Here is a 22,249-nt window from a genome sequence, read left to right on the forward strand (position 1 = left end):
TTGTTTTCGTTCCCGACTCAAGTTTGTTAGACCCGATTTTTCTGAGAAGATAGATGACAACCATTTCTCCCAATGACCTTGACCAAGACGCCCAATCCCTTAATACTGTTGTCCCGACAATACGTCTAAAGTCTGTGAATACAAACCGTAAAACCATTGCCATGCTGGGGACTGGGGCCTGGGGTTCCGCCCTCGCCACCCTAGCCGCCGTGAATGACCATGATCTGCGGCTCTGGTCGCGCCGGGGTGAGCTTTCTCTCGAAGAGGCGATCGCCGACGCTGACATCATCATTTCGGCCATCTCCATGAAGGGGGTATCCGACGTGGCAGAGCAACTCAAGGCGATTTCTCTCCCCGCCAAGGCAATTATTGTGACGGCCACCAAGGGTTTAGATCCCAAGACCACCCGGACTCCGTCTCAAATTTGGCAAGAAACTTTCCCTGACCACCCAGTAGTCGTGTTATCGGGGCCAAATCTCTCGAAGGAAATTGAAGCTGGTTTGCCCGCCGCGACGGTAGTAGCCAGCACTGACCTAGAGGCCGCGGAAACCGTCCAAGAAGTATTTGCGTCCGACTGTTTCCGAGTCTATACCAACAATGACCCCCTGGGCACTGAATTAGGCGGCACCCTAAAAAATGTGATGGCGATCGCCGTGGGAGTCTGCGAAGGCCTCAAGCTCGGTACCAATGCCAAATCAGCTTTAATTACGCGGGCGTTGCCGGAGATGATTCGCGTAGGGGCGCACTTAGGAGCCCAACCGGAAACCTTCCTGGGTCTTGCAGGGCTGGGAGATATGCTTGCTACTTGTACCAGTCCCCTCAGTCGCAACTATCGCGTGGGTTACGGCCTGGCCCAGGGCAAATCCCTAGAACAGATTCTCGAAGAACTGGGAAGTACCGCTGAAGGGGTAAATACCACCGCTGTATTGCTCGATTTGGCTAACCGTGAGGAAATTCCGATCCCCATTTCCCGGCAAGTTTATCGTCTTCTCAAGGGGAAAATTACGCCCATGGAAGCGGTGACAATGTTGATGGAACGGGATCTGAAGCCAGAAGCCTGTGATCTGCTGGAATAAAAGTGATCTCTATGGCCCCAGAGCTCTAGTTACAAAGATTTCAAACATGATTAGGGGCGATCGCCGCCTCTTTTTTTGCGGTGTTGTGCTAAATTCGCACCATGGTTATGGCGTAGGGAACTTTCATGCGGATAAAAATTTGTGGGCTGACCCAGATAGACCAGGCCCAGGCGATCGCCAAGGTGGGAGTAACGGATCTGGGATTTATTTGTGTCCAAAAATCGCCCCGGTATGTGACGCCCACCCAACTGGCAACCCTGACGGAAGCCTTGCCCGCGCACATTGGCAAAGTGGGTGTTTTCGCGAACCAGACATTGTCTGAAATGCTGGCAATCATTAGTCAGGGCAACCTCACCACCGCCCAACTCCATGGCGATGAATCCCCAGAATTGTGCCAGCAACTCCGCCAGCAACGGCCCGACCTGGAAATTATTAAAGCCCTGCGGATCCGCGATCGCCGCTCTTTAGAATGGGCAAAACAATACGAAACCGTGGTCGATGCACTGCTCCTCGATGCCTACGATCCCCAACAACTCGGCGGGACGGGCCACCAGATTAACTGGGATGATCTGCGCCAATTTCGCCCAGCAATTCCTTGGTTCCTCGCGGGGGGCCTCAATCCCGATAATATTGCCGTCGCCCTGGGCCAACTGCATCCCGATGGCATCGATCTGTCGAGCGGCGTAGAACTGTCCCCCGGCATTAAAGACCTCAGCAAAGTTCAAGCCTTGATGACTGCTCTCCAGATGATCGCCTCCCAGCCCCTCCATGCCTAATTCTGTGCCAATTTTTATTTTGCTTGGCGGAAAAAGCCAGCGCATGGGCACCGACAAAGCCCTTTTGCAATGGGGTGAACAAACCCTGCTCCGGCGTACCCTTGAGATAGCCACGGCCCTCAGTGACGAAATTTATCTCTTGACCCCCTGGCGCGATCGCTATCAACCCTATCTCAGCACCACTGTCCACTGGCTCGATGATCCCGCTCAACAGGGGGGACTCGTTGCTTTACATCAGGGTATGAAAACCCTCAATCTCCAGGGCTGGGTTTTACTGCTCGCCTGTGATCTGCCCAAGCTTGACCAGGGGCAATTAGAGCAATGGCTCAAGCAACTCGCAGCAATTCCAACAAACTACACCGCCGCCCTCGTTAATCAAGGGCAATTTTATGAACCCTGCTGTGGTTTCTATCGCAATACGGCCCAAACTTCGCTCCAACAATTTATCGATCAGGGGGGGCGCTCTTTTCAAAAATGGTTAGCCACTGTGCCTGTTTTTTCGCTGGCGATCGCCAACCCAGCAATGCTCTTTAATTGCAACACCCCCGCCGATTTCGCTACCTTGAAGACGCAACCGCCCTCGCCGTAGCCAATCAATTGACCGACCCAGTGCCATGCAACAAACCGCCCTTAACCTAATCGCCATCGGTGTTTTCTTGATGACCATGACCAGCCTTTTGGGAGGGATTTTTCAGTTGTCTCCCTTTGTCCCCGCTGGCATTACCGCTGCCGTGATGGCCTTTGCCACCGTGGATACGTTCAATTGGCAAGGGCGAGGCATGACCTTATTCCTTGATTTGTTTACCCCCGCCGAACAGCGCCAACGCATTTTGCACCACGAAGCGGGCCATTTCCTGGCGGGTTATCTCCTCAGCATTCCAATTACGGGCTACAGTCTGACCCCTTGGGAAGCGATTAAGCAGGGTCAAACGGGTCAAGGAGGCGTCAGTTTTGATCTCGAAAGCGTCGAAGCTTCCCTCAAAAATCCCCAGCAGATGAATCTTTTACTCGAACGTCTCAGCACCACCCTAATGGCAGGGATCGCCGCCGAAACGACGATCTACGGCAAAGCCCTAGGGGGAGCCAACGACCGCGACCAACTCCGCCAACTGTTAGCTAAACTCGGCATTTCTGTCGCCAGCTACCAACAACGGGAGCAATGGGCCCTACTCCAAGCAAAAAACCTCTTAGATCGCCACCAAGATGCTTTCCAAAATTTGGTCACCGCAATGGCTGACCGCGCCCCCCTAGAAGAATGCTTTTCCCTTTTAAATGACGAATCCCAAGCCTAATAATTTGATCAAACTCAAAAATAAGTGTTGTTGGCGAACATTACATTTACATTAAAAGCTTTATATTATTAAGCCTGCTAACGATAGCTTAAGTGATTATTTGGTAAGCTAATCATCTTGGCAAAGTTGCTGATAACGAAACTTACTGTCAATTTGATGAAGATATGGCTGTACCCAGGCGCAACCATAGCCCACAATCTGTTGCATGTCGATTAAATGATCCATCTCCCAAAGAATCACCACATCATCTAAACCACCAGAAACCAGCAAAGGACGATGGTTCTCATCCACAGCACGAAAGGCGATATCCAGAACCCGGTCTTCATGACCCTCCAGGGTGAGACGGAGAGTGCCATCTAGACTCCATAATTTAACCGAATTATCCCAACTTCCTGTCACGATAACGGTACCCCACTCCGTTGGTAAGCCAGTATTGGCGGGAATAAAAGTTACCGTATTCACCCGTTTTTCATGACCCTTAAGGGTTGTGAGTAAAGTACCATCCATGGCCCAGAGCTTCACTGTTCCATCTTCACTCGCCGTTGCAATCCTCTGACTGTCGGGGCTGAAGGCTACATCCAGGATGGTATCGCTATGACCTTGCAGTGCAAATTGGGGCTGAAGTGAAAAATGATCTGTTTCACTCCGTCGCCATAGCCAGAGAACTTTTTCTTCCCCCGCAGTTGCAATCCATTGATTGTCAGGGCTAAAGGCGACTGTATATAGTCGGTCATGATCTTTAGTTAAGGCTTGTATCAATGTGCCTTCTTTCTGCCATAACTTGACGGAGCCGTCCCAACTGGCTGTTGATAGTTCCTCGCCGTTAGGACTAAAGGCCACATCAAATACCACATCCTGATGGGCGTTGACCGTTTTTTGTAATTGGCCATCTATGTTCCACAAACTTAATTGACCATTGTTATGGGCGGCGGCGATCGCCTGACCATTTGGACTGACAGCCACCGACCATATTTCACCACTGGCACCGGCACCAAAGGCTAAGGTTTGCAGGAGTTGTCCGGCTCGATTCCATTGTTTAATTGTGTTGTCAGCACTGGCTGAAAAGATTGTGCCGTCAGGGGCAATGGCAACCCCCCATATCGAGGATTGATGGCCTCGCAGAATTGTTAAATTATGCGGCTGCGGTTGCCAGGTGCGGAGCATAGCGTCCCCTCCCCCCGAAACAATTTGTTGACTATCCGGGGTGAAATTTGCTTCCCAGGTGCCAGTAACATGACCCATCAAACTTTTAATCTGGTGGCTAGCTTGATCCCAGAGCAGCACCCGATTATCCCAACTGGAAGAGGCGAGGGTTTTTCCATCAGGACTAAAATTTAGATCCACAACGGCACTAGTGTGGGCGGCAATGCTTTGCTGTACCGTCCCATTTAAATTCCACCAAACCAGATTGCCATACCAGTCCCCGGTCACCAAGGTTTGCCCATCCCGGCTAAAGGCAACGCTGACGAGACGATTTTCGCCACGGTTACTTTCGGTGGGATTAGACCATGTTTGCAATGTATCACCCTGCAAATTCCAGAGAATCAGCGTATTGTCCCAACTCGCAGAAGCGAGGGTTTGGCTATCCGGACTAAAGGCCACATCCCAAACAAAGTTCTGATGTCCTCTAAATGTGTTGACCAATTCTCCCTCTATCGTCCAGAGCTTGACGGTGTTATCTTCGCTGGCCGTCGCGATCCATCGTCCATCGGGACTGATATCAAGGGCCATCCCTCTGCCCCGGTGTCCATCGATGGTTTTGAGCAGAGTGCCATCCGCGGCCCACAACCGCAGGGTGCCATCTTTCCCTGTAGAGGCCAGGACCTGACCGTCCGATGAGAACGCAATGTCATGCACTTCCCCTTGATGGCCGGCAAGAATTTTTATCTGGGTCCCCTCTGCATTCCAGAGGACGATTTCCCCCTGGTGATGGGCCGAGGCCATGTGTCCATTGATCGGATTTAAGGCAAGGCCGAGGATGATTCCCTGATTTGTATTAATCCGGTTACGTTCCACGGCTTGAAATGTTGCTTTGCGTAGGTTTTGTTCAACCTGGTGCACCAATGGACTGGGGGGCCACCAGAGTTTTTGGATACGGTTTTCGGCCTGGAGGGCAGTGACTAGAGCATCAAGGCGATTCCCAGAAGCGAATTGGGCTTCCGATTGATTGGCGATCGCCGCAATTTCTTGCAGAGCAAACTGATGCTTTTGGTGCCATGCAAAGACAGCCAATGTACTGGAAATTAAAAAAGCGGCACTGACTGAGCCGAGTAACCAGCGTTGCAGGCGCTGCCGTTTTTCCTGTTCAACGAGGCGGGCTTCTACTTCCCGTAGCCGTTTTGCTTCCTCCTTACGTTTGACTTCATCGAGGTCGGTACTTGTCCCAAACCATTTGATCACTTCTCCGTTATGGTCACAAATGGGCACCGCTCGATTTAAAAACCACCGATATTGTCCCTGGGCGTCCTGCATCCTCAGCTGTACTTCATAGGCTTGCTTGGTGGCAAAAGCCCGGTCCCAAGCCGCTAAGCTGGCATGAAGATCGTCGGGATGGATCAGACTATGCCGCTGGGTGCCAGCCAGATCTTGGAGGGACAGACCCGAAAAATCATGGCCCTGTTGGTTGGCATAGGAGAGATTACCATCCGGTTCAACAATCCACACAATCTGAGGAACCGCCTCCGCCAACTGCCGAAAAAAGCGTTCACTCTCTTGTTGAGCATTAAGTGCTGCCTGAATCCGTTGCCGTTCAATATCCTGACTGGCCGCTAAAAACTGATAATCTACATCACTCAGGCTTTTGTCTCTGGCCCACTGTTCAGCATCTCGCAGGGATTGCCCCTGTAATAGATAGGATTTATCTTGACGACCCGAGGCCAGCCATTGCTCCAGGATATTAGCGTATGGGCGCAGCTGATGGAGTTGACGGTCAACCCAGTTGAGGCTAAAAACCTGCTGGTAAATGCGGTTCTTGATGGTGAGTTGATTTCCCTGACGAACGACTAATCCCGAGAGTACTAAATCGGTTTGTTCACGGCTGTCATCGGTATAGACAGGTTCCTCCTGCAGCAGTTGTCGATAAATACCGAGTAAACGACCTGTGCGATTTTCACGCCAAAGTAGATGATCGCAGATAGTACGTAAATGAATAGGCTCATCCTGAGATTCCCAGTTTTCGATGAGGTGCGATCGCACAATGCCTTCAACCCAAACTTCGACCATCCCTGCTGATAACGCTAACGGCACCTGATCAGCCTGTTGCGCAGTCTGTAGCACAAGATCACACAGCTTTTGGGTCAAAAACGGTTGCCCGCCTGTCCAATCGAGAATGCACTTCAAAACCTGTTCTGGATCGCTAACCCAAGGCTCTAAGCCTGGTTGGAGGGGTTTACTTTCAGCTAAGGTGAAACCTGTGAGGGGAATAGCACGGCCCAAATTAAAAGGAGTACGTTGCTTATCAGCGATCAGATCGGAAGGGGTTGTCACCCCAAATAGCCCAAAGGTTAGACGACAGTAGCGTGGATCATGGGAGCGCTGGTTATAGCAGGAACGCATCCAGGCAAAAAAATCGTCGGTAGAAAAATCTAGGCTAAGCAGACTGTCAAGCTCATCGATGAAGATATACAGAGGTGGCCCCTCAAGGTCAGGAAGTAACAGTTCTTCTACAAGCTGATTTAGGCGTTGTACTAGAGTTAAGGCTTGATTTGCCTGCCACCATTGACAAAAATCCTTCTGGTACCCTAACCCCAGACTCTCAAGTATACTCATGCTCACCCCGGCATACCATTGGGTTTGAATCAGACCGATACTGCCCAACCGTGTCATATCCACATAGGCACAGCGGGCTCCGGTTTGTTGCAATTGTTGTTGCACTCGCACGAGGAGAGATGATTTACCCATCTGGCGGGCACTGAAAACATAGCTAAACTCTCGCGCTTTTAATGCTTCATAAAGCTTGCTATCCGCCTGTCGCACGACATAATCTGGAGAATCTGCTTGTAAACAGCCACCAACGTTATAGTGCAGGTTAGTCATGCGGCTACATCCATCTAAGACCCTACTTAAGGGCTGAATTTATAAATCAATTTTGCCTTATGTTTGGGAGAGAGCATGGGTTAGGTAGTCTCGATATAGATTTAACTTAATGAACCACCCTCCGGTAGTACGTTTAATGAGTCCTGCTGCCTCTAATTGATAAGCCAAAATTGTGTCTAGGGAAACGGGGTCATTGCCCATGACTAAAGTTTTGAGTTGAGCAGTTTGTTCTGGGCCATCTTGTACGTTGACCAAGAGCCGTCGCAGATAGGGGTAAAAGATACTGTTGGGCGTTGCTGCTGTATTAATCAATTCGTCGAAACTGAGGTCGGCCTGGCTGAGATGGTAAAAGGCGAGATTCAGGAGATATGGGTGACCACCCAATAGAGCGAAGAGGCGATCTAAATTGAAACTTTCCAGCGATAAGCCATAGTTCTGCGCTAGGGTCTGTACCTGGGCCGGGGTAAACTCTGACAACAAAAGCGGCAAACCAATATTAAAAGGTGATTGGTTGATATCTAGTGGTAGGTAGTGATCCGTCGCATAGGTTACCACCTGTCGTAATCTGCCCCAGATCCCATTGCGGCGGGATTCTTCATGCCAAGATCGCAACATGGGCAAAAAAGCTTGGGCACTTGCTGGGTAGACAAAGAGCCGATGTAACTCTTGGATACTGAGTAGTAATGGGGTGGAGTGGGGTTCTAGCAGTTGTTCTCGTACATAGGTCGTCGCGCTGAGGGTATTGCCTAAAATATCGCTCCAATGATCTTCTAGGTTTGACGATCGCCCAAGACTAAGGGCAAAAACACTGCAAAACCAGCGCAAGAAATTGCCACTATCGGCCAGGATATCAGGATCTGCCTGTTTCAAATCAACAAAGGCAATCCCGTAATTTAGTTGTTCCCCATGGGCCAAAATCCGTAGCAGTAATGAACGCTTGCCAAACCCAGATGGTGCTTTCAACCGGACAACACAGCCTGGTTGTTCAATTTCATGGCAGGCCCTGGTCTCAAGGGGAGGACGGGGAATGTAAAAGGGGGAATCTAAGGGGAGAGGCCCGCTGGGATAGGTTAATCCTTGGGATGGCTTAGCTGCCGCAGCAGACGCGGTGACTGTTGTTATCCCTTGTGCTGCGTAATGATCCTCAGAAAATTGATAATCAACAATATCTAATTCAAGGTCAAATGCTCTAAACAAAGCAACCAACGACCGTCTATCAACGCTAGAGTCATTGGACCAGATCCGACTAATAGTTGCTGCCGAAATCCCTGCCCGCTGACTAATCTCTTTGAACAGGAGTGGCTTGCTCTGATTCTCTGTTTCTTCCACTTGCCGGATGGCTTGTTGTAAACGCTGGCGACCATAGGCACTTAAGACAACCCCTCGTTTTCGCTGGCTAGAAAGATGATCACTCACTTTTTGATATTGAAAGACACTAAATATATAAACAAATGTAAAAGACCAGAGATATTAGGATTGTAAGCGAAATCTGTTTTATTTCCATAGTTTTTTGTTGATTTAGGTAGCAACCTCTTCTCTATCTTTTTTGTGACACAATTCTTTATGCTTATTTCATTTATTTCATTTAAGGTTGTCCCTATCTGGAATTGATTGGTAGTCCCAAATGTGAATGTTAATAAAAATTGATTTGCGAAAAGTTTTTTATCTTCTTTTTATATTTGTAAGGCGGCTATCGTCATGTTTATGGAATAGTATTAAGGGACTAAGTAATCCTATTGAATTATGTCGGTAACCCTAAAGAAAATTTCAACCCTCAGCATTGCCAGTATGCTCATGGCTAGTCAGGGACTGGTGTGGAATTTCGCTGCTTCTGCCGAAGTGCTCAATCGCTACCATGGACGTTGTAAGTTAAGTATCAATAACTCAACTTCCTATGATGGCTACTGCACAACTAGACACATGCAAAATAGCCAATATGACCAGTCAGTTGTCATTCAATTGGATAATGGAACCCAATATGATTTTCGTGGTAGCAGTCTAGACTATCTAGAAGTTCAGGATTGGGATGGTATTCACTCAGTTACCCACCAATATGACCGAGACCGTGAAATTTTCATCTGGAATACGGCAGGTAGTCAAAACAGCCTTTCCGTAAAAATGGACACTCAGCATGAGTCCCAAACTTCCCATGACGATGATAGCGGCAATGGGGGTACTGTCGGAGCAATTATTGGCGCTGGTTTGGGGTTGCTGATCGGTAGCTTGTTTAGTGGTGGTAGTGATAATAAGTCCCCTAGTACTTCTTTACCGGATAATCCCTATGCAAACAATATGGACTATTACAATGCCACTGCTTATTTTAAGTGTTCCGTAGGAGATGCGGATAAAGATCAGCAATGTCCTGGTGGCATTAAGCGCTATGGTGGCGGCAGAGCTTCCATTACTGTACTTTTCCCCAATCGCAATGAAGTTACCTATGATTTTAATGGTAGCAATGTGACCAGTTCCTTTAGTAATGATCTGACATGGGGTAAGTCAAATGATGTTTGGTCTATTGGTATTGACCGGAATTTGTTTATCGATATTCCTGAAGCGGCTGTCTACGGCGGCTAACGCTTTTTTAAGGCACTGATTGCACTTTTCAAAATCAACTTTGAACAACAGACTTTCAAGAAAATTATCCTGCAAAAATAATTTATTTTGTTAAGATATTCAAATAATTTTTTTGTTGTTTCTTGTTCCCATAAAAATATCCTAGGGGATAAAAGTATACATATACTTGTCATGAAAATTAATCAGTAATTATCTGTATATTTTTCCAAGACAACTACAATAAAGTAAAAGTATGAGCTTTGTAAGTAATGCCATTTGTTTAAAATAAGCTCTTCTACCATGGTGAAGTTATGGAAAAAATCTTCAAAAAACTAGGTTGGGCAGCATCTATTCTATTAATTCCTAGTGCTGTTGCCTTTAGCCCCGCCGCCCAGGCAGAACTATGTCACCATCGCGATATCCGTTATGACTGTGGTGATGAACATGTAGACGGTCGATTGTCTAAATACAACTTCATCAGTGCTCCCTTCCTCAGAAGTAAAGACTATCCAACGATTGTTAAAGATCTCCAGGTTCTACTACATGAGTTAGGGTATTACGAAGGAAAAATCACTGGTGAATATGACTCCGCCACAATGCTAGCTGTCAGAGCATTTCAAGATGCCTATCAGCTCGAAGTAACAGGCGAAGTGAACGACATCACTTGGATGGCGCTCAAAAGCCATGAGGAAGATGTTGTCTTTGAGGCAGGCGATCGCCTTGACATCGCCACCGGCACCTACATCAACGTTCAGAGCAGTTCTGCCGCTGCTGTCGAGTCTACAACAGCTAGTTCTTCGGCATCCGTCAGACAAACAGAAGTGGTCGAACAAAGAACTACTGTTCGTCAAACCGTGACCCAAACGAGTGGTAGTGCGACACAAATTAGTGAAACAACCCAAGCCAAGCCTGTCCGTGGACTTTGGTAATTCGACTTTTCTCAATCCTGCTCTTTTCTTGAGTTGCTTTCAGTAAAACTGTTAATTAATACAGTTTTCATCCTTACCTAAAACATCATGTCGTGAGGAATTTCCCATGGGACTAAATCCTAAATTATTTACCCTGTTTGTTTCTTGGTTTATCACCAGCATTTTGACAGTTTCTTTCGGCCCAGAAGCTGCTCAGGCGAGAAGTTTGAAGCCAGTGGCCCCTGAAAGCCCTGCTGCTTCTCTGGTTGCTCAGGGACCCAACCAAGCTGAGTATCTAGATGCTTTCTTCAACTCCGGAAAGTACACTTACTGTGATGCCCAAGTTCTGGGGAACTACTGGGGAGAATCTGCCGGTAACGCGAAAGTTCGTATTGGGATGATCTTATTAGGCGAGATCAGTAGTCCCAATCAACTCAGTGCAGATCAAAGACAGGCTCGTCAGGTTGCCGTTGATCGCCTTTGGTCTAGTCAGCAGCTCTGCTTTTTTGATCAAAAGGGTCTTACCTATGATGATGCTGTTGATCTAGCGAACTATTGGGGTAGTCAAGATCCGTTCCACGCTAAATTGTACGTCGAAAAACTCTTAATTCGGGGCGACTATCAAGAATTTGGTCGTTCGATGGACGCCGCTCGTCGTCAATATGATGGCGTCTAAGGCAACTTGATAATATTTTTGAACTAGACAGGGTAGTTTGCCCTGTCTTAATTTTTTCTACTCAATAATGACGACCCTAAATTGGAAAATTGGCTTCGAGCTTGAACTGCTTGCCCCCAAAGGCTTCAGTCGACAAGATTTAGCAGAAGCGATCGCCGAGAAATATCAAGGCTCCGTCCAGCGTTTCTTTTCTCTCCAGTCAGAACCCAGTAAAGTCCCCGGTAAACCAGTCTTTCAGAACTTAACTCATGGTTTCGAGGTTCTGGATGCAAAGGGAAATTTTATCGCTCGCTGTGTGGATGATCTCACTATCCAAGCAGATCTAGATAAAAGTTGTCCTAGCCTACCGGATTGGTATCGCATTGTGAGTGATGACGCTAGGCTTTTACATCTCATCAAACGTCAGGTCAATCCAGAGGATGCGATCGCCGATATTTTGCAACCCATTGCCGAATTATTTGGCACACCAATGACAGAGAGTGAGGGAATGTTTCGTGTCAGTGATGAGGTTGGTGCCTCTGTGGCGATCGCCGTGCCCTTACCAGGGGAGCGGGAACGTCCCTGTGAATTAGTGACAGCCCCCATTGAAACGGATCATTTTGCTGTCTTAGATAGTCTCTTAGCCATTGCTCGGGAACTGGGATTTACAATTCCCACAGAGGCGGCTACCCATTTCCACTTTGATGCCACTCGTCTCTGCTCTACCCCTATTTTTTATAATCTCGTCAATACCCTATGGGAAGAAGGGGAGCATTTACGTCAAAAAGTAAGGACAAATCCCCATTGTCAACGCTTAGGAAAATGGCCCGAAGAACTCCTTTTCTTGGTTAATACTCCAGGTTTTACGGCTCTTAGTTGGGATGAAGCGGTGACACATCTCAAACAACTGGAATTGACGAAATATTGTGATTTTAATATTAAAAATTTTATTTACCGACTTCCCAATAAAAATACCTTTGAGGCGAGAATTTTTCCCGGTTGGCTAGAGACAACGCCGGTTATCGAAGCCGCTAAACTCATGGAAGATATTTTATGGTCAGCCGTCGGTTGATCTCTGCTTTTAGGTTGCAAGTTTATAAAAAATACATTACCGACAATCCTACTGATTATGCTGCACACTCAATTTCACCAATCTACCTTATCGCTCTTTATCGGCTTTATCGCTGTGGGTAATGTTTTGAGTCTGCCCCAGTTGGCGATCGCCCAAGATGTTCAACCTTCCGAGGTCTCCCTCAATGATCTATTGCTGTCTTCAGTCAAAACGCCGCTACCTCCTTTAGGCAGTCCGACCACTTATCTTCCAAGCATTAATCAGCCAGTGCGTCTTCATCTGCGGCTTGGAGAACGAAAAGTTTATGTTTACCAGGGTGACCAATTGAAAGCGAGCTTTCCTGTGGCCATTGGCAAAGCAGGTTGGGAAACCCCCACCGGTGAATTTTCTGTGATGCAAATGATCAAAAATCCCGCCTGGGAACATCCCTGGAATGGGAGTATTATCCCCCCAGGAAAAGATAATCCCCTCGGGGAACGTTGGATTGGTTTTTGGACAGACGGCACAAACTTCATTGGTTTTCATGGCACACCAGACGAAAGCGTGATGGGTCAAGCGGTTTCCCATGGTTGTGTGCGAATGCGCAATGCAGACATCAAGCAACTTTTTGAACTGGTCAGTTTAGAGACGGCAGTCGTCGTTCAACCTTAGGCTCTGATTAATCGAGAGGAAGGAGCAAAGACGTTGCCACATCCTTTTTAGACATCCTCTAAGCTTCTTTGTGGAAGGACGCTTACCCCAGTTATTCTCAACTCTGGCTGAATCATTGAGAGAAAATTATTTCTATCTTCGATTATTTGATGGAGATTCGGAAAGTCATTTATGCCACTAACACCATTGACTCTTTAAATCGCTCTCTGTATAAAGTAATTAAAATAAAAGCTGTATTTCTTGATTAAGATTCCGTATTTAGGCTAATGTATTTAGCAATGAGGAATATTGCTCATAAATGGAAACGTTTCATGCGAGATCGAAAAGCTACTCTATCCGATTTCTCCATCTTTTTCCGGAATGTTTTCTTCTTCAACTCTCTCTACATAAAACTTAGATCACTCTCATGCAGGTCTACACAAGCTTTGTATTTCAGGATATTTTTCTTGATTTAATAATCTCAACCTGTTTCATGAGCTCTTTCCACTCAAAATTCTTCAAGTTATCGAAACTCTAGAGATTTATCTTGTATATTTAATTGAGGAATTTTATTTTGAAATGAGAACTACAAGACTCCGAAGATTAATACAAAGTTTAGCGTATTTCATTAGTCTTTTTCTACTGATTTTTACATTGCTTATAAGTTGTTTATTTCCAACTTTTGCTCAATCATTTACTAATTCAGAATTGCCGGAAAATACTCTGATCTCTGATAATAATACCCCAATGTTCAGGAGAGGGAATCTAAATGTTTCCCCTGTTTTTCTGAGTGGAAAAATGCTTGGGACTATCCCCTCATTCGTCGAATTAAGAACCGATAATGATATTCTGGAGAGCATCTATGATGCGTCAACCCGCTCTTATATTTTACATAGCAAGCTTGTCAATGTCTTAGAGAATATGCTCCGTTATACTCGAGAGATTGTTCCCCAAAATATTGGATTAGAACAACAAGAGAAAATCCTAGAGGAACAATTAATTACCAGTGTTGATGAGCAAAAAGGTATAACTGTAGTCCTTGTTTCCTTTCCAAAGGAAAATTTACCAGAGGTACTGTTTTCAGTAACTCAAGCTGATATTGAAAGGCCTCGATTGGGAGGCTCACAACCTTTTCAGATCGCAGATAACGTAGCGACAAGAGCTAAGAGTGATCTTATTCAAGCTTGGAAAGAACGTCAAACTCCTCACTTATTATCTCAGGCTCAACAGGCCCTTTTGATTCTGACTGCTCTGATTGGAGCTAATTTTTGTCTATCTCGAGGGCAGAAATGGTTATTTGCTAAACAAAACAATCTTGATGAATTCTTTTTAAATTCAGAAGATAAAGCTTCTCAAGATCAAATCGTTGATAAATTAAAGAGTTGGAGAGGCATGGAAGTCACTGAACTGCAATTTCAGAACTTTTCAATGAGCCCAAAATCCAACTTGAATGCATTGTATAGATCAGTTTTATTTTGGACTCAATGGCTGGTATGGCTCCTTGGAATTGGTTATCTTTGTAGCCTCTTCTATTGGTCTCGTCCCTTCAGTAATTGGATTTTAGGGGTTACGATCCGTGGGACTTGGGCTGGAAGCGTTGTTCCGAGTTGGGCTCCCATAGATTGGTTGATTAGCCTTGGTCGGCAAGCAACACTAGGTACACCATTACTTATGTTAGTGCTCGTGCTGACCTCAAGGTTGGCAATTAAAATAGGTGATGTTCTCTGTGAATACTTAGCCCAAAAATCTTCTGAAAGGCAACTACAACAGCGCCTGACGATACGATCTCGTACCTTGTCCAAAATGTTCAAAGATTGGCTCAGGACGATAATTTATTTGTTATTAGGTTCTGCCATTGTTTATCATCTTCATGAGCTAGGTAGTATCAACCAATCGGTTGCCTTTTTCTTTGGCTTCTTCGGCTTTGCAATATCTTTAGCTTCCCAAAGCTTACTTAAAGATTTAATTGCTGGGGTGATTATTTTATGGGAAGATCAGTACGCTGTGGGGGATACTGTAAAAATTGGTGATCAAAATGGTTCAGTGGAGAAAATTTCTTTACGAGCGACCCAGTTACGTAATTTAAATGGTGAATTGATTACCATTCCGAATGGGTCAATTGGAGTGGTACAAAATTTATCGAGTGATTGGTCACAAGTTAATTATGCTATTGAGGTAAGTTATGAAGCTGATGTCGATCACACCTTAGAAGTGATCGACAATGTGGCACAACAACTGTATAGCGATCCAGCATGGCATGAGAAAATTATCAAGAAACCTGAGATCTTAGGAATTGATAAAATTGCTCATACAGGTATCTTGATTCGTTTGCTTATTAGAACTAGACCACTCGAACAATGGTCTGTGGAACGGGAATATAGCCGTCGCTTGAAAAAAGCTTTTGATGAAAATAACATTGAAATAGGCATTCCAAAACTTCAATTAAAAAGTAATAGCAATCCTTAGAGGCCGTTTATAAAGTAAATCTTTAGGAAACTAGCCGACGTAGCATAAGACGACTCATGGAAGCGTAAATCCCTGCCTCCGATACCTCTGGTAATTGCTCATAGTCCTTACTAAGGCGACGATACCAATTCAACCAACCGAATGTACGCTCAACAATCCAACGTTTTGGTAACACCACAAATGCCTTACTGTTTCTGCTAATCACTTCCACCTTGGCTTGAACCATTAACCACAGACTTAAGGCAAAACGCCCTCCCCGATATCCGGCATCGACCCACATCAACCGAAATCGTCTCAATAGTTCCTGCTGCTGTTCCCTGAGTTCCATCACTGCCGCCAGGGTAAGGCTACGCTCTGAGCCATTCCCTTCAGAGACCAGGACTTTGTAGAGTAGCCCTAAACTGTCGACTAGCAGGTTTCTCCGTCTTCCTTTGACCTGCTTACCACCATCGAAGCCATAGACTTCGCCCTTTTTTCTGTCGTTTTAACCGATTGGCTATCAGCAATCAAGACGCTAGGTTCTGCGCTTTTCCCCACTGATTGGCGACAGCGGGTACGCAGAGCATGGTTGATTTCTTCCCAGACTCCTTGCCTCTGCCATTTGCGATAGTAGTAGTAGACTGTGGAAGAGGGAGGAAAGTCCTTGGGCAGATAGGCCCATTGACAACCCGTTTTGAGGAGATAGAAAATTCCATTGCAGACCTGTCGCATATCAGTGGTACGTGGATGACCGCCGGACTTTGGAGCAGGAATTAAGGGTTCTAGTAAAGCCCATTCTGCATCGCTTAAGTCACTGGGATAGGAAGCTTGAGACATTGGTGCTAGTTTCCTGTGTCGTTATGCTTATGTTTGACCTTAACGACTTCACGGGCAACAATCCTATTCTCTTTATCTTTACTTTATAAATACCCTCTTAGATAGTATTTATAAATTTAAAATAAAGAAGACAAAAAGTCTTTTTCTGGGGCAGAGTAACAAATTATATGAGAGAGAAATAAAAAAATGATAATGAAGCGTAATTCTTTTTCCCAGATATCAGTGTTGACGGGTGTCACAATGCTGCTGTTAAGTTCTCCGCTCATGGGCTGCCAGACGACGGAGACAAAAATGCCCAACTCATTTTCTGAAGTATCCATGGAACAAACAACACAAGATTCACTGGATCCAAACCATTCCCTTGCCGATACAGACTGGTATCTTGTGGAGTTTCAATCGATGGATGACGCAATTGGCACCATTCGTCCCGATGATCCACGCCTGTACATCATGCGCTTAAAAGGCGACGGGACAGTCTCTATGAAACTAAACTGTAATCGTGGTGTTGGTGATTGGTCTGCCGAAGCTAACAACGAAACAAGCGGCGGTTCCTTTCAATTTAGCCCTTTAGAAACAACCCGTGCCCTTTGTCCTGAACCTAGTCTAGATGAAAAAATTGCCGCTGATACAGCATTTATTCGCTCTTACATCTTAGAAGATGACAAACTTTATCTGAGTTTGATGGCCGATGCTGGTATTTATGTTTGGCAACGATATGATTCTTCCATCGGTGCACTGTTCCAAGCAGAACCAGACCCAGCCATCGAAGCGGCCATTCTCGATGCTTTCCCTGACTATAGACAAGAAATTATTGGTGAAGATGGACAGCAGGCACGCTATGTTTACAGTCGAGTAGACTTAAACGGAGATGGAAAAGAAGAAGTTTTAGTCTATCCAATGGGTTCTATTTTCTGTGGCACAGGAGGATGTGATTTATTGTTGCTAACCCCGGAAGATTGCGCTTATTCCCTAATCAATTCTTTTCCGATTAGTCGTCTGCCGATCATTGTCACTGACGAGGTTGCAGCAGGCTGGCAAAATCTAATTCGCCCCGAATCTGGTGGTGGTGCTACACCGTCCTATGTTCTCCATGTTTTTGACGGTCAGCAATACATTGAACAGGAGCGGCTCCCAGGGGATGTGCAACCTGAGGGGATATCTTACCTCCTGGGGGAACCCACATTTGATGAAGGGGCCATCCTCAAACTTAATTAACAATAGTTGGTCATGATCGTGACTGCAGGCGAATCCAGGCATTAATCTCGTCCCCTACCGAGAAAGACCCCACTGCCTGATATGATTTGTGCTACTTACCCTTGTCCGTTTACTATCACCATCCATGTCTAAAAAACATCCTATTGTTGCTGTCACTGGATCCTCCGGAGCCGGGACGACCACCGTAAAACGCGCCTTTGAGCATATTTTCCGTCGTGAGCAAATCAACCCCGTTGTCATCGAAGGTGATAGCTACCACAAATATAATCGGGTCGAAATGCGCCGCATGATGGCCCAGGCTTCCGCCGCCGGGAAAAACTTCAGTCACTTTGGCCTTGGGGCGAACGTCCTCGATAAACTCGAAGCCCTCTTCAAAGAATATGGCGAACAGGGCTCCGGACAACAACGCTACTATCTCCACAGCCCCGAAGAAGCCGAACACCACAACGAAAGACTCGGCGTCAGTTGTCAGCCCGGAGAATTTACGCCCTGGGAAGATATCAAACCCAACAGCGATATGCTCTTTTATGAAGGGCTCCATGGGGGCGCCGTGGGTAATGGCATCGATGTGGCCCAGTACGTTGACCTGTTGGTGGGGGTTGTGCCCATCGTCAACTTAGAGTGGATCCAAAAGATTTCCCGGGATAATGCCGAGCGTGGCTACAGTGCCGAAACCATCGTTGATACGATTTTGCGCCGGATGCCCGACTATGTGAACTACATCACGCCCCAATTTTCCCGCACCCACATCAATTTCCAACGGGTCGCAACGGTTGATACCTCTAATCCGTTTATTGCGCGGGACATTCCCACCCCCGATGAGAGCTTTGTGATTGTCCACACCAATCGCTGCTTCTACGAAAGATTTTCCATTGATTTCCCTTACCTGCTCAGTATGATTCCGGGTTCCTTCATGTCCCGCCATACGACCCTGGTTGTTCCGGGGGGCAAAATGGGCTTTGCCATGGAAATTATTCTGTCGCCCCTCATTGACCAAATGGTCGAAGAAGCCCGGAAAATCCGTTAGGAGTTGTTCCCAGGTTTCTAAGCTTGAAATTAATCATGGGTTATCCAATCGCCTCTGCCGCTGGTGGAGGCGTTTGCTTAGGGGCCAGCAACCGTAACAAAATCTGCGGTTTGTGCCGGGGCGACTCAGCCAGGGGATAAGATAGAAACCACTGTGCTTTCCTGAAAATAGCAATGGTTTTTTCGTCAGTATCCGCAACGCAACAACGAGATTGGCCCTGGATTCGGCGGCGACTGGTGGAAATTGTCGGGCGGGATGGCGTTGTCCGGCGCAAGGAAGAAATTCTTACCTATGAATGTGATGGCCTCAGTGCCTACCGTAAACGGCCTGCCCTGGTGGTGCTTCCCAGAACCACTACAGAAATTGCGGCGATCACCAAATTTTGCCACGAGCAAGAAATCCCCTGGGTGGCGCGGGGGGCTGGGACAGGCTTATCGGGGGGGGCTTTGCCCCTAGAAAATGGCATTTTAATCGTGACCGCGCGGATGCGAGAAATCCTGAATGTGGATCTTGAAAATCAGCAGATTACCGTGCAACCAGGCGTGATTAATAATTGGGTTACCCAGGCGGTGAGTGGGGCTGGCTTTTACTATGCCCCCGACCCTTCGAGTCAAACGGTCTGCTCCATTGGGGGCAATGTGGCGGAAAATTCCGGCGGTGTCCATTGCTTTAAATATGGCGTCACCACGAACCATGTACTCCAACTCAAAGTCGTCACCCCCATGGGGGATGTGGTCACCCTTGGCGGCGTTGTGCCAGAAATGCCGGGCTATGACTTGATGGGCGTTTTTGTGGGGTCAGAAGGGACTCTAGGCATTGCCACGGAAATCACCTTGAAAATTTTGAAGCGACCGGAAGCGGTTTGTGTGCTTCTGGCAGATTATACGTCCATCGAGGCGGCGGGAAATTCAGTAGCGGCGATCGTCAGTGCGGGGATTATTCCAGCGGGAATGGAGATTATGGACAACTTCAGCATTAATGCGGTGGAAGATATCGTCAAGCTGAACTGTTACCCCCGTGATGCGGCGGCTATTTTGTTGATCGAAATTGATGGGATGGCGGCGGAGGTCAAGGCAGCAAAGGAACGAATCAAGGAAATTTGCTTGGCCCAGGGAGCGCGGCACATCACCAGCGCCAATGATCCAGAAACCCGGCTGAAATTGTGGAAAGGGCGTAAATCAGCCTTTGCGGCGGCGGGTAATATTAGTCCCGATTATTTTGTGCAGGATGGCGTGATTCCCCGGACAAAGTTGGCCGAAGTTCTAACCGAGATTAATGCCATTGGCGATCGCCACGGATACAAAATTGCTAATGTTTTTCATGCTGGGGACGGCAACTTACATCCGTTAATTTTGTATAACAGCGCCATTCCAGGGGATCTAGAAGCCGTAGAAAAAGTCGGTGGCGAAATCCTCAAGCTCTGTGTTGCGAAGGGGGGCAGCATTTCCGGAGAACATGGCATCGGCGCGGACAAAAAAATGTATATGCCGGATATGTTCAACGAGGCCGATCTCGAAACCATGGGCTATGTGCGAGAAGCCTTTAATCCAAAGGGATTAGCGAATCCCGGCAAGCTGTTTCCAACCCCCCGCACCTGTGGCGAATCGGCCAAGATGACCAATGTGGCCGATCTAAAAAATAGCGAGATTTTTTAATGGGTCAGCCTAGGTTCGCTGCCCACAAAATTGCTGGAGGATGATTAATTTGCTTCCATAGCCCTAGCGGGGCAAGACAAACCCCTTGCGCGCCAGTTGACTCCGCAGCGCTTGGATCATCACGTAGTCTAGGGTATCTTTGGCGTCTTCATCGGTGGGCAAACTGCTGAGATAAGCTTCCCGTTGGGCCGTCAGGTCACGAATTTGGGCCTGAATTTGTTCGCGTTCTGCTTGGGTATTAGCGATGTAGGCTTCTTGTTCTGCCAGACTAAGACCCTGCAATTCCTCTGGGAGGGCAGTTTCTGCGAGGGTTTCAAGGCTTACTTCTGCTTCGGCGATCGCATCGACAAGATCCCAAGAACTGTTGCGGTAGTAGGCAGAGCTTTTCGAGATTCCCCGCGTCACAATGGCGGCCCCAGCATTCGCATCCTGTACCAATTGTCGCTCTAAGCCCTGCTCACCTAGACTGCCGTAGGGCAGATAAGTTTGGTTTAGTTCATCATTCAGGCGACGAATTTCAGCGTCATAAGGAGAGGGTTGAATCACCACAGCGCGATTTTGGTCGATATTAAAATTGGCCCCATCCCCCAACTCGGCTCCAGCAGCCCACAGATCCCGCTCGCGACTTTCGGCATTGCCGCAGTAGATTGTATTGACCAGAACATCTTGATTTTTGGCGAGATTCACCGCCTCGGCCCAGTTCACACTCCCCTGATCAAAGGGTTCATTCCCCGCAATAAAAATTGTCCGGAAGTCTTCGGGGTCGCTATCCCAATTGAGTTGGTTAATGGCATCTTGGATCACCCAGCCGCTATATTCCTGGCCGCCATTGGTGCGGATCGTAAATAATGCCTCTGAAACCCCGTCCAGTTCCGCTGTGAAATCTGTCAGTTGACGGTTAAAGCCTTCGTCGGGGGGTAAAGAATCATTGCCATAGTGGTATAGGGCCACCTCTAGGTCGGGGATTTCGCCATCTTTGCGCACATCTGTTAGGGCATTGACCACCGTCCACAACTGGCGGCGGGTCTGGTCAATGAGGCCATCCATACTATTGCTAGAATCCAGCAAAATCGCAATTTGGATCGTGGGTTTTTCTGCCGCCCAAACTCCCCCGGTGATCATAGTTAGGCTAGTGGCGATCGCCCCTACCGATAACGTTCGTTTGAATTGAAACATCTTTACCATCTCCCCTTGAGTGTTATGGAAAACGTTTATTCTTCCCTGACGTAAAAATCCCTCCTTTTGTTCAATGTCACTCACTAATGGGAGCGAACCGTAATTGTGTCAGTATTTAACCTCTCCTCCTTGGCTTTTTTCCTTGGGCAATATCAATTTAGCTAAAAACCTTGGACTTTTGAGAGACCCCCCTCTAACTCCCCTCCAGGGAGAATGGTTTAGGGGATTGGTAAAATAACAATGGATAAGTCCTATCGCCCCCGTCGAGTCAGGTCACAAATGCTACAGGCACTTAATCGAATTACTTTTGATCCAAATATCATGAGCGGTAAAGCTTGCATCCGGGGAATGCGCATACCGGTTTCCCTGATTCTAAACCTGTTAGCAAATGGCAAAAGTTCAGCCGAGATTATTGATGATTATCCTTACCTAGAACCAGAAGATATTCAGCAGGCGATGCTCTATGCGGCCTGGCTAAGTGAGGACAAAATTATTCCTCTGGGGCAACCCAAGGCCTCATGAAATTTTTGGCAGACATGGGAATTTCGCCCAAGACAGTGCGCTGGCTACGCAACCAAGGCCATGATGCCATTCATCTCCTAGAGCAAGGTTTAGAAAAGCTTACCGATGCACAAATTTTAGAAAAAGCCCGTCAGGAAAATCGCATTATCTTGACCGTTGATCTCGACTTTGGGACTTTATTAGCACTGTCAAAGGCGAAGCTGCCGAGTGTCGTCATTTTTCGCTTAGGGAACGCCAGCCGTGAGGTCATTGAAGACCGTTTAGCATTCGTTTTAGAACAATGTTCCACAGAATTGCGACAAGGAGTTGCCATATCGGTTGATGATGAAAAAGTTCGGCTTCGTTCTTTACCCATGTAGACCGCTCTAGAGGCAC

General features: G+C 47.1%; 20 protein-coding genes. 15 read left to right on the forward strand and 5 right to left on the reverse strand.

Annotated features, from left to right (window positions below; all coding sequences use genetic code 11):
• Positions 1 to 134: 134 nt before the first annotated feature.
• From AWQ22_RS14530 to AWQ22_RS14545, 4 genes are all read left to right on the forward strand, one after another.
• A complete protein-coding gene (locus AWQ22_RS14530) occupies positions 135 to 1,076 on the forward strand; it encodes an NAD(P)H-dependent glycerol-3-phosphate dehydrogenase (RefSeq protein ID WP_339367123.1) in 942 nt (313 codons plus the stop codon).
• A gap of 125 nt (positions 1,077 to 1,201) precedes the next feature.
• Positions 1,202 to 1,852, forward strand: a complete 651-nt coding sequence (locus AWQ22_RS14535; protein WP_030007711.1) for a phosphoribosylanthranilate isomerase — start codon at positions 1,202 to 1,204, stop codon at positions 1,850 to 1,852.
• Positions 1,845 to 2,441, forward strand: a complete 597-nt coding sequence (locus AWQ22_RS14540) for a molybdenum cofactor guanylyltransferase (protein WP_030007712.1) — start codon at positions 1,845 to 1,847, stop codon at positions 2,439 to 2,441. Before AWQ22_RS14535 ends, AWQ22_RS14540 begins: the two co-directional genes overlap by 8 nt.
• A gap of 25 nt (positions 2,442 to 2,466) precedes the next feature.
• A complete protein-coding gene (locus AWQ22_RS14545) occupies positions 2,467 to 3,144 on the forward strand; it encodes a hypothetical protein (protein ID WP_030007713.1) in 678 nt (225 codons plus the stop codon).
• Between the two features lie 108 nt (positions 3,145 to 3,252).
• Here the strand turns inward: AWQ22_RS14545 and AWQ22_RS14550 are convergent, their stop codons facing one another.
• Together AWQ22_RS14550 and AWQ22_RS14555 are read right to left on the reverse strand one after the other, a co-directional pair.
• Positions 3,253 to 7,179 carry an AAA-like domain-containing protein gene (locus AWQ22_RS14550; protein ID WP_065711564.1) on the reverse strand — a complete coding sequence of 1,309 codons (3,927 nt, stop codon included), beginning with the start codon at positions 7,177 to 7,179 and terminating at the stop codon, positions 3,253 to 3,255.
• A 57-nt stretch (positions 7,180 to 7,236) separates the two neighbouring features.
• The gene (locus tag AWQ22_RS14555) at positions 7,237 to 8,595 is read right to left on the reverse strand and encodes an AAA-like domain-containing protein (RefSeq protein WP_030008256.1); all 1,359 of its coding nucleotides are present in this window, start codon (positions 8,593 to 8,595) and stop codon (positions 7,237 to 7,239) included.
• A gap of 327 nt (positions 8,596 to 8,922) precedes the next feature.
• Between AWQ22_RS14555 and AWQ22_RS14560 the strand changes: the two genes are divergently transcribed.
• From AWQ22_RS14560 to AWQ22_RS14585, 6 genes are all read left to right on the forward strand, one after another.
• Entirely contained in the window at positions 8,923 to 9,753 is an 831-nt protein-coding gene (locus tag AWQ22_RS14560) for a hypothetical protein (RefSeq protein WP_030008255.1), read from the forward strand.
• Positions 9,754 to 10,043: 290 nt separating this feature from the next.
• Positions 10,044 to 10,661, forward strand: coding sequence for a peptidoglycan-binding protein (locus tag AWQ22_RS14565; protein WP_052349742.1), 618 nt, complete (start codon positions 10,044 to 10,046; stop codon positions 10,659 to 10,661).
• Between the two features lie 106 nt (positions 10,662 to 10,767).
• Positions 10,768 to 11,316, forward strand: a complete 549-nt coding sequence (locus tag AWQ22_RS14570) for a hypothetical protein (protein WP_052349741.1) — start codon at positions 10,768 to 10,770, stop codon at positions 11,314 to 11,316.
• 67 nt (positions 11,317 to 11,383) lie between these two features.
• Positions 11,384 to 12,367 carry an amidoligase family protein gene (locus AWQ22_RS14575; RefSeq protein ID WP_065711566.1) on the forward strand — a complete coding sequence of 328 codons (984 nt, stop codon included), beginning with the start codon at positions 11,384 to 11,386 and terminating at the stop codon, positions 12,365 to 12,367.
• 57 nt (positions 12,368 to 12,424) lie between these two features.
• Positions 12,425 to 13,018 carry a L,D-transpeptidase gene (locus tag AWQ22_RS16430; RefSeq protein ID WP_030008251.1) on the forward strand — a complete coding sequence of 198 codons (594 nt, stop codon included), beginning with the start codon at positions 12,425 to 12,427 and terminating at the stop codon, positions 13,016 to 13,018.
• Between the two features lie 777 nt (positions 13,019 to 13,795).
• A complete protein-coding gene (locus tag AWQ22_RS14585; RefSeq protein ID WP_065711567.1) occupies positions 13,796 to 15,463 on the forward strand; it encodes a mechanosensitive ion channel family protein in 1,668 nt (555 codons plus the stop codon).
• A gap of 22 nt (positions 15,464 to 15,485) precedes the next feature.
• On the opposite strand, the gene AWQ22_RS16575 is transcribed toward AWQ22_RS14585, so the two are convergent.
• Both AWQ22_RS16575 and AWQ22_RS16985 read right to left on the reverse strand, forming a co-directional pair.
• Positions 15,486 to 16,279, reverse strand: a protein-coding gene (locus AWQ22_RS16575; protein ID WP_157094579.1) for an IS5 family transposase whose coding sequence is annotated in 2 segments (ribosomal slippage) — positions 15,486 to 15,946 and positions 15,946 to 16,279 — 795 coding nt in all. Because the reading frame shifts where the segments join, the coding sequence is not laid out codon by codon here.
• A 116-nt stretch (positions 16,280 to 16,395) separates the two neighbouring features.
• A complete protein-coding gene (locus AWQ22_RS16985; RefSeq protein ID WP_030008313.1) occupies positions 16,396 to 16,599 on the reverse strand; it encodes a hypothetical protein in 204 nt (67 codons plus the stop codon).
• Here AWQ22_RS16985 and AWQ22_RS14605 point away from each other — a divergent pair.
• The 3 genes from AWQ22_RS14605 to glcD all read left to right on the forward strand — a co-directional run bounded on the left by AWQ22_RS14605 (position 16,598) and on the right by glcD (position 20,176).
• Positions 16,598 to 17,494 (forward strand): META domain-containing protein, encoded by an 897-nt coding sequence (locus tag AWQ22_RS14605; protein WP_065711568.1) that lies wholly within the window; start codon positions 16,598 to 16,600, stop codon positions 17,492 to 17,494. The two genes, AWQ22_RS16985 and AWQ22_RS14605, sit on opposite strands and share 2 nt — an antisense overlap.
• 124 nt (positions 17,495 to 17,618) lie before the next feature.
• Positions 17,619 to 18,521: a phosphoribulokinase gene (locus tag AWQ22_RS14610; RefSeq protein ID WP_030008311.1), complete on the forward strand. Its 903-nt coding sequence runs from the start codon at positions 17,619 to 17,621 to the stop codon at positions 18,519 to 18,521.
• Between the two features lie 173 nt (positions 18,522 to 18,694).
• Positions 18,695 to 20,176 carry a glycolate oxidase subunit GlcD gene (glcD, locus tag AWQ22_RS14615; protein ID WP_065711569.1) on the forward strand — a complete coding sequence of 494 codons (1,482 nt, stop codon included), beginning with the start codon at positions 18,695 to 18,697 and terminating at the stop codon, positions 20,174 to 20,176.
• Positions 20,177 to 20,239: 63 nt separating this feature from the next.
• On the opposite strand, the gene AWQ22_RS14620 is transcribed toward glcD, so the two are convergent.
• Positions 20,240 to 21,352, reverse strand: coding sequence for a VWA domain-containing protein (locus AWQ22_RS14620; RefSeq protein WP_065711570.1), 1,113 nt, complete (start codon positions 21,350 to 21,352; stop codon positions 20,240 to 20,242).
• A 279-nt stretch (positions 21,353 to 21,631) separates the two neighbouring features.
• On the opposite strand from AWQ22_RS14620, the gene AWQ22_RS14625 reads away from it, so the two are divergent.
• Positions 21,632 to 21,874: a DUF433 domain-containing protein gene (locus AWQ22_RS14625; RefSeq protein ID WP_065711752.1), complete on the forward strand. Its 243-nt coding sequence runs from the start codon at positions 21,632 to 21,634 to the stop codon at positions 21,872 to 21,874.
• Positions 21,871 to 22,233, forward strand: a complete 363-nt coding sequence (locus tag AWQ22_RS14630) for a DUF5615 family PIN-like protein (RefSeq protein WP_030008072.1) — start codon at positions 21,871 to 21,873, stop codon at positions 22,231 to 22,233. Before AWQ22_RS14625 ends, AWQ22_RS14630 begins: the two co-directional genes overlap by 4 nt.
• The last annotated feature ends 16 nt before the right edge of the window (positions 22,234 to 22,249 follow it).

The sequence above is a fragment of the Picosynechococcus sp. PCC 7117 genome (genome assembly GCF_001693275.1).
Lineage (GTDB): Bacteria > Cyanobacteriota > Cyanobacteriia > Cyanobacteriales > MRBY01 > MRBY01.

What these genes read in the sequence shown, in the direction of transcription:
- AWQ22_RS14535 (WP_030007711.1), top strand. Translation starts at nt 1,202, where the DNA reads ATGCGGATAAAAATTTGTGGGCTGACCCAGATAGACCAGGCCCAGGCG.
- AWQ22_RS14540 (WP_030007712.1), top strand. Translation starts at nt 1,845, where the DNA reads ATGCCTAATTCTGTGCCAATTTTTATTTTGCTTGGCGGAAAAAGCCAG.
- AWQ22_RS14545 (WP_030007713.1), top strand. Translation starts at nt 2,467, where the DNA reads ATGCAACAAACCGCCCTTAACCTAATCGCCATCGGTGTTTTCTTGATG.
- AWQ22_RS14550 (WP_065711564.1), bottom strand. Translation starts at nt 7,179, where the DNA reads ATGACTAACCTGCACTATAACGTTGGTGGCTGTTTACAAGCAGATTCT.
- AWQ22_RS14560 (WP_030008255.1), top strand. Translation starts at nt 8,923, where the DNA reads ATGTCGGTAACCCTAAAGAAAATTTCAACCCTCAGCATTGCCAGTATG.
- AWQ22_RS14565 (WP_052349742.1), top strand. Translation starts at nt 10,044, where the DNA reads ATGGAAAAAATCTTCAAAAAACTAGGTTGGGCAGCATCTATTCTATTA.
- AWQ22_RS14570 (WP_052349741.1), top strand. Translation starts at nt 10,768, where the DNA reads ATGGGACTAAATCCTAAATTATTTACCCTGTTTGTTTCTTGGTTTATC.
- AWQ22_RS14575 (WP_065711566.1), top strand. Translation starts at nt 11,384, where the DNA reads ATGACGACCCTAAATTGGAAAATTGGCTTCGAGCTTGAACTGCTTGCC.
- AWQ22_RS16430 (WP_030008251.1), top strand. Translation starts at nt 12,425, where the DNA reads ATGCTGCACACTCAATTTCACCAATCTACCTTATCGCTCTTTATCGGC.
- AWQ22_RS14585 (WP_065711567.1), top strand. Translation starts at nt 13,796, where the DNA reads ATGCTTGGGACTATCCCCTCATTCGTCGAATTAAGAACCGATAATGAT.
- AWQ22_RS14605 (WP_065711568.1), top strand. Translation starts at nt 16,598, where the DNA reads ATGGAACAAACAACACAAGATTCACTGGATCCAAACCATTCCCTTGCC.
- AWQ22_RS16985 (WP_030008313.1), bottom strand. Translation starts at nt 16,599, where the DNA reads ATGGATACTTCAGAAAATGAGTTGGGCATTTTTGTCTCCGTCGTCTGG.
- AWQ22_RS14610 (WP_030008311.1), top strand. Translation starts at nt 17,619, where the DNA reads ATGTCTAAAAAACATCCTATTGTTGCTGTCACTGGATCCTCCGGAGCC.
- glcD (WP_065711569.1), top strand. Translation starts at nt 18,695, where the DNA reads ATGGTTTTTTCGTCAGTATCCGCAACGCAACAACGAGATTGGCCCTGG.
- AWQ22_RS14620 (WP_065711570.1), bottom strand. Translation starts at nt 21,352, where the DNA reads ATGTTTCAATTCAAACGAACGTTATCGGTAGGGGCGATCGCCACTAGC.
- AWQ22_RS14625 (WP_065711752.1), top strand. Translation starts at nt 21,632, where the DNA reads ATGCTACAGGCACTTAATCGAATTACTTTTGATCCAAATATCATGAGC.
- AWQ22_RS14630 (WP_030008072.1), top strand. Translation starts at nt 21,871, where the DNA reads ATGAAATTTTTGGCAGACATGGGAATTTCGCCCAAGACAGTGCGCTGG.